Origin of the sequence: Paenibacillus sp. FSL E2-8871 (genome assembly GCF_038000345.1) — a bacterium.
In the GTDB taxonomy this organism is placed as follows: Bacteria; Bacillota; Bacilli; order Paenibacillales; family Paenibacillaceae; genus Paenibacillus_AQ.
Genome location: NZ_JBBOBV010000001.1, coordinates 1,645,198 through 1,658,689 on the forward strand (window position 1 = coordinate 1,645,198; position 13,492 = coordinate 1,658,689).

The 13,492-nt window shown below is 42.5% G+C and carries 12 protein-coding genes; 5 read left to right on the forward strand and 7 right to left on the reverse strand.

Going from position 1 to position 13,492, the window contains the following annotated elements; translation table 11 throughout:
* Positions 1-23: 23 nt before the first annotated feature.
* Positions 24-1,175, reverse strand: coding sequence for an iron-containing alcohol dehydrogenase (locus NYE25_RS07600; RefSeq protein WP_341145586.1), 1,152 nt, complete (start codon positions 1,173-1,175; stop codon positions 24-26).
* A 319-nt stretch (positions 1,176-1,494) separates the two neighbouring features.
* On the opposite strand from NYE25_RS07600, the gene NYE25_RS07605 reads away from it, so the two are divergent.
* Entirely contained in the window at positions 1,495-2,250 is a 756-nt protein-coding gene (locus NYE25_RS07605; protein ID WP_076283464.1) for a DeoR/GlpR family DNA-binding transcription regulator, read from the forward strand.
* An 86-nt stretch (positions 2,251-2,336) separates the two neighbouring features.
* Here NYE25_RS07605 and NYE25_RS07610 read toward each other — a convergent pair whose 3' ends face one another.
* From NYE25_RS07610 to zwf, 3 genes are all read right to left on the reverse strand, one after another.
* Positions 2,337-2,981, reverse strand: coding sequence for a class I SAM-dependent methyltransferase (locus NYE25_RS07610; protein WP_341145587.1), 645 nt, complete (start codon positions 2,979-2,981; stop codon positions 2,337-2,339).
* A gap of 166 nt (positions 2,982-3,147) precedes the next feature.
* Positions 3,148-4,041, reverse strand: a complete 894-nt coding sequence (gnd, locus tag NYE25_RS07615) for a phosphogluconate dehydrogenase (NAD(+)-dependent, decarboxylating) (protein WP_042188983.1) — start codon at positions 4,039-4,041, stop codon at positions 3,148-3,150.
* A gap of 72 nt (positions 4,042-4,113) precedes the next feature.
* On the reverse strand, positions 4,114-5,649 hold the full coding sequence (zwf, locus tag NYE25_RS07620; RefSeq protein WP_341145588.1) for a glucose-6-phosphate dehydrogenase: 1,536 nt from the start codon (positions 5,647-5,649) through the stop codon (positions 4,114-4,116).
* 771 nt (positions 5,650-6,420) lie between these two features.
* On the opposite strand from zwf, the gene NYE25_RS07625 reads away from it, so the two are divergent.
* Positions 6,421-7,308: a fructose bisphosphate aldolase gene (locus tag NYE25_RS07625; protein WP_341145589.1), complete on the forward strand. Its 888-nt coding sequence runs from the start codon at positions 6,421-6,423 to the stop codon at positions 7,306-7,308.
* Positions 7,309-7,454: 146 nt separating this feature from the next.
* Here the strand turns inward: NYE25_RS07625 and NYE25_RS07630 are convergent, their stop codons facing one another.
* Positions 7,455-7,832, reverse strand: coding sequence for a DUF1304 domain-containing protein (locus NYE25_RS07630; protein WP_042188986.1), 378 nt, complete (start codon positions 7,830-7,832; stop codon positions 7,455-7,457).
* 372 nt (positions 7,833-8,204) lie between these two features.
* On the opposite strand from NYE25_RS07630, the gene NYE25_RS07635 reads away from it, so the two are divergent.
* From NYE25_RS07635 to NYE25_RS07645, 3 genes are all read left to right on the forward strand, one after another.
* Positions 8,205-8,798, forward strand: a complete 594-nt coding sequence (locus NYE25_RS07635) for a DUF559 domain-containing protein (RefSeq protein ID WP_341145590.1) — start codon at positions 8,205-8,207, stop codon at positions 8,796-8,798.
* A gap of 365 nt (positions 8,799-9,163) precedes the next feature.
* Entirely contained in the window at positions 9,164-10,021 is an 858-nt protein-coding gene (locus NYE25_RS07640; RefSeq protein WP_341145591.1) for an AraC family transcriptional regulator, read from the forward strand.
* A 135-nt stretch (positions 10,022-10,156) separates the two neighbouring features.
* Entirely contained in the window at positions 10,157-11,248 is a 1,092-nt protein-coding gene (locus NYE25_RS07645) for a glycoside hydrolase family 88 protein (RefSeq protein WP_341145592.1), read from the forward strand.
* A gap of 103 nt (positions 11,249-11,351) precedes the next feature.
* Here NYE25_RS07645 and NYE25_RS07650 read toward each other — a convergent pair whose 3' ends face one another.
* The gene (locus NYE25_RS07650) at positions 11,352-12,413 is read right to left on the reverse strand and encodes a glycoside hydrolase family 76 protein (protein WP_341145593.1); all 1,062 of its coding nucleotides are present in this window, start codon (positions 12,411-12,413) and stop codon (positions 11,352-11,354) included.
* Between the two features lie 12 nt (positions 12,414-12,425).
* Complete coding sequence (locus tag NYE25_RS07655; protein WP_341055453.1) at positions 12,426-13,481, reverse strand: glycoside hydrolase family 76 protein; 1,056 nt, start codon at positions 13,479-13,481, stop codon at positions 12,426-12,428.
* Positions 13,482-13,492 lie beyond the last annotated feature (11 nt).

The following is a 13,492-nucleotide window of genomic DNA, read 5'->3' on the forward strand; positions in this document are numbered from 1 at the left end:
AATCTCCTAAAGTAAGGGATGAGTTATAGTATTTTTTTGAATAGAGTAATGACTTCTTCCTTCGTTGGAATAAAAGGGTTACCCGGTGCACATGCATCCTTCATGGAGTTCTCAGCTAAAAGATTAAGATCGACCTCATCTACTCCAAGCTCGGATAGTTTAGATGGAATGCCTACTTCTTTAGACAACGCCTTTATCGACTCGATTACGAAGTCCGCACATTCCTTATCAGTTTGATCCTCCACGTTTAATCCAATCGCTTTTGCAATAGCTCTGAATTTCTCGGGTACGTATTTGGCATTCTCTTCTTCCACATAAGGAAGCAGCATTGCGTTACATACGCCATGTGGCAGATCATATACACCGCCAAGCTGATGCGCCATCGCGTGCACATAACCAAGCCCTGCATTATTGAAAGCAAGTCCGCCTAGGAAAATCGCATACACCATTTGCTCACGAGCCTCAATATCATGGCCATTCTTTACGGTACGGGCCAAGTTAGCGAAAATAATCTCCACTGCGGCTAGTGCCGTAGCGTCAGTTACCGGATATGCTCCTGGCGTTACTAGTGCCTCAATTGCATGCGTCAAAGCGTCCATTCCTGTTGCTGCTGTAAGTGCAGCGGGTTTATCTACCATAAGCTCTGGATCGTTGACTGAGATCGTAGCAATACTATTCTTATCCACCATTACCATCTTCACTTTGCGTTCTTCGTCTGTGATTACATAGTTAATAGTGACTTCAGCTGAAGTCCCTGCGGTGGTATTCACAGCAACGATCGGCAGCGATTTATGTTTCGACTTGTGTACGCCCTCATATTCTTTGATGTGACCGCCATTTGTGGCAAGGATACCAATGGCTTTGGCAGTATCCTGTGGCGATCCACCGCCGATGGAAATCAGAGAATCACAATTCTGCGCTTTGAGATAACCTACGCCATCGTGGACATTTTTACAGGTCGGATTGGGCTTCACTTCATCATAAATGGCATATTCAATCCCCGCTTCGTCCAATACCGCCAGCAATTTACCAGCAATACCACTCTTCATAAGGAATTTGTCTGTGACCACAAGTGCCTTTTTTAATTTAAGTTCTTGAATGTAAGGACCAATCTCCTGTAAGCATCCCTTGCCCATAATATTGATCGATGGAACGTAATACACATGCGTGCTCATTGCTTGACCAGCCTCCTAATGAGTTCAATAATCGTTGTATTCCGTCTGCTGCGCCTCAGGCTGGCCTCTGAATAGCAGCTGGGCCGGCCTTGCATCACACTAACTCGATTAATCTCTAAGGGAATTATTTCCTTCTTCATCGTATGCTCCTAAATCTTTGTTGTCAACATTTTAAATATTAATTATGTTGTTTTTGTTTGTTTTATATCTGTTTTGTGAATATTATTGGAAAGTACAGAGGTTTTTAAGTTGTTTTTATTGCAAAACACAGATATTAAGCGCTATGATTGTAAAATATAGCTTTGGAAAGGTGATTCCTATGCTTGCAGCCGAAAGACGCAAAAAAATAATAGATCTCGTCCATCAAGATAAACGAGTGCTAGTCTCCGATCTAAGTAAAATGTTTGAGGTCACTGAAGAGACGATACGCAGAGATTTGGAGAAGCTAGAGAAGGATGGCATCCTTAGTCGTACCTATGGCGGTGCTATGCTGAATCGCCATACGAATGAGGATCTGCCTTTTGTTACACGTAATGCCTTGAATACAGATATAAAACGGGGAATCGCCTTGAAGGCGCTCGATTTAATCAATGATGGAGATACATTAATGGTAGATCCAAGCTCTACAGCCTTTGAGTTTCTAAAATTGCTGGGAAACAAAAACAATCTAACCATCATCACAAATTCTATTAACATTTTGCATGAGTTCTCGAATTCAGGGATGGATATCATCTCTACTGGCGGTTCACTTCGTTACCGATCGTTGTCGCTGGTAGGACCGGTAGCCCATGACACCATTCAAAGATACAATGTGGATACAGCGGTAATCAGTTGCAAAGGAATGGATATGGAACGAGGCATCACAGATTCCAACGAACCGGAGTGTGAGCTCAAGAAGTACATGCTACGACAAGCTAATAAGGTCATACTCCTGGCGGATCATACCAAATTCGATAAAACTGCTTTTACAAAGCTGGTTGAGCTTGCCCATATTGATTTCTTGATTACTGACCGTAAGCCTTCTGAAGCTTGGCTAAAACGTCTGAACGAGGACAATATTGAGGTTCTCTATTAACTGAGGTAATAACATACTGAGCCTAATTTAAAAAATGCCGTTCCCCAGTGAGCTATGGGTGACGGCATTTGTTGTATTATTCATCCTCATCTTTCCGTAGAAACCCTAGAAATTGATTTTACATCTATGGAAGAATGAATATGATCTGATTGCTTTACTTGTGTAGAAGCCTTCTTCCGACAAATATAAACAAGCGCTGGCGGGAAATTTAACAGCACCCATTTAACACTCACAATATCAAAATACTGCATTAATTCCTTCTTCATTTGAGGAAAATATTCAAAAGTGATGAACCAGCCGCCCTCTTTTAAAGAAGATATGATTTGCTCAATGTAAAGCATCCGATCTGAGGCTGAGAAATTCCTAAAAGACAAACTGCTCACAATGCAATCTAACTTCTCCAACCTTCTATTATGAAGCGCAAGCCGTAGCCGCAGGCAATCGTTAAAAAAAATACGGTCAGGGAATTTAAGTCTTAGTTGATGACGAAAATCAGGATCCTTCTCAAACAGGAGCACATTCATCCCGGTCTCTTCCCCGCTTGGAATAAATCTTGTGATGGCTCCAGTACCTGCACCCAGCTCAGCTATATTATGCATTTGTTGCCACGGAATGATGTCGAGCATCGTTTTTGCCAGCCAGCGCGAACTGGGAGTAACGCTTCCTAATTGTCGGGGCGCATGCAGAAATTTATACAGAAAATGAAGTCTTTCTCGAATTCCACTTTGCATGTCAACTCCCCCTTATCGTAATTTCCCCATCTAACTCTAAAATATGTTAAAAAGGTTAAAGTCGTACTCGATCTATTCTCTCCATTTATTAATTTTTGCAAAACAAAAGCCCAAATCTCACCGCAGAATGAATTGCGAGGAAATTCGGGCTAATGATTAACATTAATTACTTCGTTTCAACGGCATGTCCACCAAATTCATTCCGAAGTGCAGCCACCACTTTACCAGTGAAGGTATCTGTCTCAAGTGAACGGTAGCGCATTAATAACGCCATCGCGATCACTGGAGTTGCAGCTTGCAGATCAAATGCGGTTTCGAGCGTCCATCTGCCTTCTCCGGAGGAGTGCATAATCCCTTTGATCTCATCCAATTTAGCATCTTTCGAGAACGCACGTTCAACCAGTTCCATCAGCCAAGAACGGATGACAGAACCATGATTCCACACCCGGGCGACTTCCTCAAAGTTATAATCAAACTCACTCTTTTCCAGCACCTCAAAGCCTTCACCGATGGCAGCCATCATGCCGTATTCGATACCGTTATGAACCATTTTTAGAAAATGGCCACTACCAGCTTTGCCGGCATATAAAAAGCCGCTTTCCACAGCCGTATCACGGAAGATGGGCTCCACAACCTCCCAAGCTTCAGGATCTCCACCAACCATGTAACAAGCGCCGTTACGCGCTCCTTCCATCCCTCCGGACGTACCTGCGTCCATGAAGCTGATTCCATGTTCCTTCAATTGCTCATATCGGCGAATGGATTCCTTATAATGTGAATTGCCCGCTTCAATAACGATATCTCCTTTTGATAACAAAGGTGTGATCTCAGCAATGACAGAGTCCACAACCTGATGTGGAACCATAATCCAAATGATTCTAGGCGTTTCCAATTGTTGTACCAACTCAGGGAGCGTTACTGCTCCACTGGCACCTTTAGCTTTCATTTCCTCTACAGCAGGTGCATTCAAATCAAATGCAACAACCTCATGTCCATGATCCAGCAAATTCTGGCCCAAATTGAAGCCCATTTTTCCTAATCCAACTAATCCTACTTTCATGTAATTCCCCTCCGATATATAGATTCTTATGATGTAATTTCTCCAAAATTGGTAAAAAAAACAGGCAGGGGCTTACGCCCCTGGCCGTATAGATTCTTTCGTTGCTGCAACTTCTGCCTGAGCAGAGAGAACTTCTGTCTCCTGATCTGCCTCATCGAACCACCAGCGATCTTCACCCAATAGCTCCATAGCCGCATCTGGACCATATGAACCTGAAGCATATGTGTGAAGTGGCATAAGCCCCTCTTCCATCGCTTCCTGAATAGGTGTAACCCACTGCCAAGACAGTTCTACTTCTCTCCAGTGAGCGAAGAAGGTAGCATCTCCACGAAGTGCATCGAAGATTAGATTCTCGTAGGCTTCCGGAACATCTGAAGTACCCGCTTCATAAGTAGCGCGGACAGGCTCAAGCTTTCCTTTTTGCAGCTGATCTTTCGTGTTAAGTTGTAGCGTTATGGCTTCATTCGGTCCAATCTCGATAATCAGTAAATTCGGTACATCATTTCCTTTATTCAAGTTATTACTATCATTAAACGGTTCTTTAAACTCAATAACAATACGTGTGGATTTCTCCTTCATTCTCTTACCTGTACGAACATAGAAAGGTACATCATTCCAGAGCGGATCATCTATAAATAAACGCGCTGCGATAAACGTCTCATTTTGCGAGGATTGGTTAATGCCTGGCTCATTCAAATAACCTGCAACAGGGTTCCCTTTGATTTCACCTTCTGTATATTGTCCACGGACAACATGTTTATTAACCTCATCTTTGCTAATTGGAATAAGATGCTCCATGACGTATATTTTCTTCCCACGGATTTCTTCAGGTGTACTGCCTTTGGGAAGCTGCATTGCCATCATCATCATCAACTGCAGCATATGGTTCTGGAACATATCACGAAGTGCGCCAGCTTTATCATAATAGCCTGCCCGCTCTTCAACGCCGACAGTCTCACTCGCCGTAATTTGAACATTCGCGATATATCTATTTTTCCACAGCGCTCTTAGCACTGGATTAGAATACTTCAGAACTTCCAAATTCTGCACCATCGGTTTACCTAGGAAGTGGTCAATCCGGAAGATTTCTTCTTCAGTAAATACGGCATTCAAGCTATCATTCAGCTCTCTTGCAGATTTCAAATCTGTGCCAAAAGGCTTCTCAATAATCAGACGCTTCCAGCCTTTCGTGGAACCCAGACCGCTTGAGTGAATATTAGCTGCGATTTCCTTGAAGAACTCAGGACCCACAGACAAATAGAACATCCGATTCTCCGGAATATTGAACAACTGCTCGCGACGTTTAACATGCTCTAGCAGCTTGGAGTAATCTTCGGTATTCCCTACGTCTAGTACGCTATATTCAAAAGCCTCCAAGAACACCTGCAATTGCGGTGAGTCAACGGCTGGTTGTCTAGAAAAAGTCTGTAAGGATTGCAGTACTTGCTTACGGAAGGCTTCGTTCGAAACTTCTCTTCTTCCTAATCCAATCACAGAAAGAGGACCTGAAATTTGACCATCTAAAAAGAGGTTATATAGTGCAGGATAGATTTTACGTTTTGCCAAATCTCCTGTAGCGCCGAATAGCACAAATGTTGATGATTCCACTTTCATTCCTCCTGTTGTTATACATTATTTATATACTTACTTTTAATTACTAACATACTCAGTAGAATCAATCATACGACTGATATTTTCATACGTCAACCTCATTTCGACATTTACGAAAAGTTATTATTTTCACAAAGCTATGAATTGGTAATTATGATTAATGTCACAAAGAAAATAGTATTGGATCATTCGCATTAAATTACTCGGATATTCACGTTGATTAAAGAAAAATCTCAATCCCAGTACGGCTTTAGCCAAATCCCATCCACACCCTCCGATTAGAAAATCATCACAACAGCCACTTTGTAACAAGAATAAAATTTCCAGTCGCCACCTTTACTCGTGCTCGCTCGTATCTTCAAACTAACTTCAAGTAATTGATCATTTTGAAATGGACTACGTCCATAAAATATTACAAATCGATCTTGCTTTTAATCTCAACTTAGATTTTTAAGCATAAAAAAGGTCATCTTCGAGGAAGATTATCAGAGTACGCTTCGGAGAGATGATAAGAGCTATACAGTCCGATTTCTCTCAAAAATGCGCCAACTAAACAAATAGCTGCAATGCAGTCCTTTACGTCAACTCGCGCTGATCTCCTTGGTTGAATCGGACTCAGAAGTCCTTAATTCTTTGCTTGCTACCACTTCATGTAGGACGGTTACCTCCTTGTTCACCCTGCCTCTTGTTTAAGGCCAGTATTTTAAGTGTTATAATTAAAGAACGCATGAATTTCCATTCAGTTTACGAAAGGAAGGAGATTTTTTCATGAATATGAAGCAATGGGATCGAATTCGGACGGGACAGGGATTTATAGCTGCCTTGGACCAAAGTGGTGGAAGTACACCTAAAGCGCTGCTGCAATATGGCATTAAAGAGGACAGCTACTCCAATGAAGATCAAATGTATGCAATGGTTCACGAGATGCGAACGCGCATTATCAAAAGCCCTGCATTTGATTCGAAGAATATACTGGGTGCAATCTTATTTGAGAACACAATGGACCGTCTCATCGACGGAAAATATACTGCTGATTATCTGTGGGAGGAAAAAGGCATTGTCCCATTTCTGAAAATCGATAAAGGACTTGCTGAGCCAGAAAACGGGGTACAGCTCATGAAGCCAATTCCCGGCTTAAGTGATCTTCTGAAGCGGGCCAACGAACGGAATATCTTTGGAACGAAAATGCGCTCGGTGATTAAAGAAGCCAATCCTTCCGGCATCAAAAAAGTAGTTGAACAGCAGTTTGAAGTCGGCAAGCAAATTTTAGAAGCGGGACTGGTTCCGATTATCGAGCCTGAGGTTGATATCCATTCTGCTGATAAAACAGCGTCGGAAAAGCTGTTAAAAGAAGAACTTTCAGCTCAATTGTCTAAGCTGGGCCAAGAACTAAAGGTCATGCTTAAGCTCTCCATACCCACGGAGAATAACTTCTACCGCGAGTTAATGGACGATCCTCACGTTTTAAGAATTGTCGCTTTGTCCGGCGGTTACACTCAAGCTGAGGCCAACGATAAGCTCGCCCATAATCAAGGATTAATCGCCAGCTTCTCACGTGCTTTATCGCAAGGATTAAGTTCCGGGCAGTCAGACGAAGAGTTTAACGCGCTCCTCTCCAAATCTGTCGAAGCGATTTATGCTGCCTCTATTCAATAAGTAGCTCGTCCCCTCGTGAAGACGTAAGACATAAAAAGGGCTGTTTCCCTGACAGGATATTACCTGCTGGGAAACAGCCCTTTTTTTTAATTTGGATTAACTTTTTTTAAGGGTATTGCTCGCAAACAGTTAGTTGCCGCTTCTGCTTAAGTCACAGGAAAATAAGTCGAAACTACTAGTATTAAAGCGATGAAAGCTGGAAGGCCTTGCATAAACAAAATAGATTTTTTCACCGTCAGTGCACCATAAATCGCCGCCACTATAACAGTGCAGAGGAAAAAGATTACAACTTGGTGGCCGAAATTCACATTCGGATGAACCAGTCCCCAAATTAAACCAGCAGCTAAAAATCCATTATACAACCCTTGATTCGCTGCTAGAGTTTTAGAAGCATCCGCAACTTCCTGCGTCATTCCAAAAACTCGAAGCCCTTTGGGCTTTGACCAAGCGAACATTTCCAGATAGACAATATAAATATGTATTAACGCAACGAGACCGACCATGATATTACCTGCTATGATCATTTGATTAACTCCTCTTAATTTAATTTGTGTACAATTTAATTGTATTACATATTAATTAAAAGTTGTACATTCCATCATCATTTTCATATTAAAGCCACTCAAATCCCCTTCTTAGTAATCAACAAAAGAATGCGGAAATCAAGCTACTGATTTATGAAGTTTTTAAAGTCCTTTTCGTCTGGTCAACTAATAGAATCTTAACTATAATTAAATGTACGAGACGAAGAACGTCCCGATTCATTCCTTTTTGAATGGATCGGGACGTTCTTTTGTTGATTAAGGGGGAATGATTAAAGATGAACTTCGAAACGGCGCATGCTTCATTTTATTCAATACCATTTACAAAAAAGATCAGGGGAACGCAAAGGTCGCTTGGAACGTGGACATCGGGAAGCGGAGAAGCTATTTTGCCGCAACGTTTGGTGGTCTCTTCGATTGAATTTTGACGATCTACATCCAGAATTCGAAGTGCTCGATTGGCGGGGTCAATCCTATTTCTGTGACTTTGCATACATCACTCGGTATGTGAAGCTAGTCATCGAAATCAAAGGGTTTGGTCCACATGTTCGAGATATGGATAGAAATAAATACTGTAATGAATTGAACAGAGAAACCTTCTTATCTGTAATGGGATTTCAAGTTATTTCATTTGCATACGACGACGTCGCTAGTCGTCCCGAGATTTGCATGACACTGTTACGAATGCTGCTTAGCCGATATCAGTCAGAATCTTCTCCAGTTAGTCTGGAGAGTGTGGCGGAACGGGAAATCATCCGACTTGCCTATACGCTTGCTCGCCCATTACGCCCAATTGATGTAGAGATTCATTTAAATATCAATCATCGATCAGCCGTTCGAATGCTGCATTCCCTCTGCACCAAAGGGGTGCTCTCACCTGTAACCGGACCAGAAGGCAAATATGTAGTAAAGTATGAACTCCAGCCCAACGCGATGAACCGCTTGTAGAAATCCTGCAATTTTACATCTTTTAAGTCCTTTATTCATCCACGGAGGAGTTTTCCTGCATAAATACAGTTTTTCACTAATTTTATAGATAACCAAGGTTAATTTAGAGTCATATTCCTGTATATTTGCAGCAATATCCTTAACCAACACCTAATTAACTGATAAAAACTGCACTTTTGCAGTTTTTAAGTCGAGTTCAGCTTTAAGATTTTGAATTCTGGATTCTGGCCTTCTGTTTATGTAATCTAACATGGCGACCTGTCTCCCGATAGAATTACTCAATTCATTTTATTGTATCGCTTTCATAACCCTTAAAGTTATAATGGAATAAAAAAATGTTTGTATTTTGTCATCTTGGAGGGCCTATGAAGCAGCTATTCGAACCCGTTGTTTTTGTAGAACATAAGCCCTTAGTTTGGGATTACAAAATATATACAGACGACTATTACAAAGGTTATTATCACTGGCATCAATGCTGTGAAATCATGTTCGTGCATGGCGGTCAGGGAAATGTTGTTGTCAATCAGCAGATGTACGATATCCGCAGGGGGATGTTATTCTTTTTCCAGCCCTATCAGCTGCACCGGATCTATTCTGAGGTCTCTCCCGCTTGTCCTTTTGAAAGATCCATCTTCTATATTGATCCACATGTTGCGGAGAACCTGCTAGTGGGCTTTTCGAAAAGAAAAGCTTTATTCACAACACTTTGGCGAGGTGAAAACACGCATTGCGCCATTGATCTTGAAGATCGTGTTGAGATTGTGGAGTGGACTCTGGAGCAATATGATCTCAATAAAAAAAGCAATCCAAGCGAAAATACCGAAGACATTTCGATGTTAATCCTTCAATTATTGAGCAGTATCAAAACTGGAGATCAGCAGATATTCCAATCAGTAGAACGGCGGACCTTGCGCAATTCTGAAAAAATAATCAGCTTTATCGAAGAGCATTATCATGAGGAGGTTAATCTGGATCAGCTGGCTGAGGAAATTCATTTGTCCATATCCTATATCTCTAGAATCTTTCATCAAGAGACCGGCGGACGGCTCGTGGATTATTTAACAGCCCGGAGAATCAAACAAGCTTGCCGCTTGTTAGGAACGACAGACCTGCCTGTGGAGCAAATCGGAATCATTGTCGGTTTCCCGAACGCCTCCTATTTCAATCACTTGTTCAAAAAAGTCCTCGGAACAACGCCATTAAAATATAGAAAGAATAATTAACGCCAACATTTTCACCATCCTCCAACCCTACACCATGACAATATTCAAACATTTCATTGTATCAAAACAAAACTTTTCAGCCACTAGGAAAGCTATACTCATAATATCTTAACCACCACACTGGAGGCAGTAATTATGACATCATCCTATTGGCAAGAGCTTATGTGCAGACTCGACACAAAAGTAGAACAGATGGTAGAGCAGATTGGTGACAAATGCCCACATTTTGCAGGGAAAGATGAAAAATTTGATGATATTGGTTCAGATTGGTGGACCACAGGCCTCTGGATCATGCATGATATGACTGGAAAAGACTTATACAAGGAAGCCGCTTGGCATTGGGACGGAACCTTGGAGGAATGGTTTATCAAACCAACGGTTGAGATGCATCACGATGTAGGATTTCAATTCCTTCCGACGGCTGTTATCAAACATACGATTACGGGTGACGAAGATGCCCTGCGTAGGGGGATTGAAGCGGCGAATTTCCTCGCTGCCCGCTATAATCCTGTAGGCAAATTCATCCGCGCATGGAATGAAGATAAATATGGCTGGGCAATTATCGACTGCATGTTGAATATCTCTCTACTGTTCTGGGCGAGCAAAGTCTCTGGTGATCCACGGTATAAGCATATTGCTATTAGCCATGCAGAGACGACGATGCCATATGGCATTCGCGAGGATGGATCAACCAAACATATTCTATCTTTCGATGCGGAGACCGGGGCATATATTGAGAATTTTGGCGGTCAAGGTTATTCAGCTGAATCCTCATGGAGCCGTGGAACGGCTTGGGGGCTATACGGCTTGATCAATACCTATCGCCACAGTGGAGATGAATGGTTCTTGAACACCGCTAAGCGGATTGCCCATTATTTCATCTCGGCTTTACCTGAGGATCAAGTTCCTTATTGGGATTTCCGTCTAGCGGATGACGAACGGATGTTCAAAGATAGCTCTGCGGCATCTATCGCCGCTTCAGGTTTGTTAGAGCTTGCAGCGATCGTACCTGTAGTGGAAAAAAGCCTCTACGCTAATGCAGCGGAGCGAATTCTCCGCTCACTGACCGAAAATTACGCGACTTGGGAGCTGCCAGAGCATGAAGCGATTTTATTACATGGAACGGGCAGCGGCACTTCCTTTATCGATGTATCGCTAATCTATGGAGACTACTATTATATTGAAGCTGTCGCTAAATTGAATGGTTGGAAACATAGGATTTTCTAACAGATAAACGATTAATTTAAAATAACAAAAAAGAAGCCTCTCTTTTTTAAACGGAAGATCAATGCACCATTTAAATAGAGAAGCTTCTTTATACGCCTTTAAGTTACTTCTCCATGAGTACAGCGGCCCCTTCCAGCAACATCAAGCCACTGAGTTGAATGCTCAGTTGAACCGGAAGCTCCGGTTTCAATTCCCACGATGGACTACAAAGACCCAGCTGTTTATCCAGACCTTTTTCCCATAACTGCTGAGCATTGGCCATGATTACCTCACGAATCCTGTTAGCCTCAGGAACCTCTCCACAAAGTTGAACCAGATAACGAATCAGAATCCCTTTGAATAATCCAGTATCATCGATGCCTTCATCAGGCAGCATCATATTCATCGGATCGCATAGACGATCAATACATGTATTAGCAGTTCGATTCGCATCTTCTAAGTAATGGACATCCCCCGTATTCTTATACAGCTCTAAGCCCGCACCTAGAAACACTCCCTGACAATAAGTAAATTCCCAATCGAAATCAATCTGGCCATCCCCAAGTCTGTTCATTCCATCCCACACAAAACCAGTCGCAGGATCCACTAAATATGTTTTGTTCCATTCATAGATACGGAGTGCCCACTCCAGATCCTCCTGCTTTTGAAAAAGTTCATATAACCTAGCTGCTAGAATGACGGCTGGTGCATTGGCAGGTGTGTTTTTATAATCGAGCTGATCCTTCTTCCAGGCCAAACCGCCTCCAAAATGTTCATTCCAAGCTGATTTTATATCCTCCCATAGATCTAGCACAGCGTCTAAGTAGGCTTCATATCCAGTTGCCCTATAAGCTCGTAGCAGCGCCAATGCCGTCCATTCCATATCATCATAGTAATTATGCCTGAAAGTCCCACCGTTATAAGCTTTGAGATGTTCACTCAATTCCTTGATTCTCAGTGAATATGCAGGATCTCCGCTACGCTCGTAGCCATCCACTAGAATATCAATGACATGAGCCTGCCACCAGTAATAAAAATTCTCACCTGCAACGTTATACTCTCTGGGATACCATTGATTCATGATGCCTGTCTCCGCATTATAATAATTACGTTCTAGACATTGTTGGAGCCACTCCGACCTTCCCTGCCAGTTAAGCGCTTCTAGGGCTTCTTTTGCTTGTGTCATTAAAAGTTCACCTCAAATCTGATCCTTAGTTAATTCAGCCATCTTCTCCAATAACTTCATTGCACTAAGTTGGGAGCTGAGCTGAATTACACCAGTAGATGACAAAGTCCAATCTGTGCCAAACAAAGCTGCGTCCTCTGACTTTCCTTGCTCCCAGAGAGATTCAGCATTCCTAAGCAGAAAATCGACAGCTTCAACAGCTGCGGCATCAGCTTTGACCCATTCTGCCGTATACCGAATCAGGATTCCTTTGAACAATCCAGCATCTCCATTTCCTTCGTCTGGAAGTACACCGCCCTTAGCCTCAGCAAGCTCATGAGCAGCAGCGGAAAAAGTTAATCGAGCATCCTCCAAATAGGATGGGTCCTTAGTGATACGATAGAGTTCTACAGCTGCGCCTATATAGATACCTTGGTTATAGGAGTATCTCCAATCCTTATCGATCTGGCCATTGCCCGTGCGATTCATGCCATCCCATACAAAACCCGTCGTCGGGTCTACCAGTTGCTCTTTTTGCCATCTATAAATTTTTAGCGCCCATTCTAGATTCTCAGCTTCACCGAAGGCTTGATACAAACGAGCCGCCAGTATAGCTGCTGGTGCATTGGCAGGTGTATTTTTATAATCCAACTGTGACTTCTGCCAAGCGATCCCACCACCCATATACTCGTTCCAGCCTGTCTGAATGTCTTCCCATAAAAGAAGGGCTGTATCTTTATAAACTTCCTCTCCTGTTGCTTGATAGGCACGGAGCCACGCGAGAGCCATCCATTCCATATCATCATACAACTCGTTGGGCCACACTCCCCCATTTCGTCGCAAAAGACCTTCATGAAGCGCGGAAAGCCGTTCGGCATACCATTCCTCTCTAGTTCGCTGTAATCCATCTACCAATACATCCACAGCATGAGCCATCCACCAATAATGAAAAATGGTATTACATTCTCCGTTTGGACAAGGTGTTTCTATATTGTACATTTTGATCGCGTCATTCCAGAATAATGAATCCAGCGCGGCTTGTGCTTGATTCGCCCGTTCCTCCCAAATCCCGATCTCCAATTGGTTCATTTAAACTCTCT

Excerpts from the sequence above, each read along its gene's own strand:
- NYE25_RS07650 (WP_341145593.1), bottom strand. The coding sequence starts at position 12,413 with ATGACACAAGCAAAAGAAGCCCTAGAAGCGCTTAACTGGCAGGGAAGG.
- NYE25_RS07600 (WP_341145586.1), bottom strand. The coding sequence starts at position 1,175 with ATGAGCACGCATGTGTATTACGTTCCATCGATCAATATTATGGGCAAG.
- NYE25_RS07605 (WP_076283464.1), top strand. The coding sequence starts at position 1,495 with ATGCTTGCAGCCGAAAGACGCAAAAAAATAATAGATCTCGTCCATCAA.
- NYE25_RS07645 (WP_341145592.1), top strand. The coding sequence starts at position 10,157 with ATGACATCATCCTATTGGCAAGAGCTTATGTGCAGACTCGACACAAAA.
- NYE25_RS07610 (WP_341145587.1), bottom strand. The coding sequence starts at position 2,981 with ATGCAAAGTGGAATTCGAGAAAGACTTCATTTTCTGTATAAATTTCTG.
- gnd (WP_042188983.1), bottom strand. The coding sequence starts at position 4,041 with ATGAAAGTAGGATTAGTTGGATTAGGAAAAATGGGCTTCAATTTGGGC.
- NYE25_RS07630 (WP_042188986.1), bottom strand. The coding sequence starts at position 7,832 with ATGATCATAGCAGGTAATATCATGGTCGGTCTCGTTGCGTTAATACAT.
- NYE25_RS07640 (WP_341145591.1), top strand. The coding sequence starts at position 9,164 with ATGAAGCAGCTATTCGAACCCGTTGTTTTTGTAGAACATAAGCCCTTA.
- NYE25_RS07625 (WP_341145589.1), top strand. The coding sequence starts at position 6,421 with ATGAATATGAAGCAATGGGATCGAATTCGGACGGGACAGGGATTTATA.
- NYE25_RS07655 (WP_341055453.1), bottom strand. The coding sequence starts at position 13,481 with ATGAACCAATTGGAGATCGGGATTTGGGAGGAACGGGCGAATCAAGCA.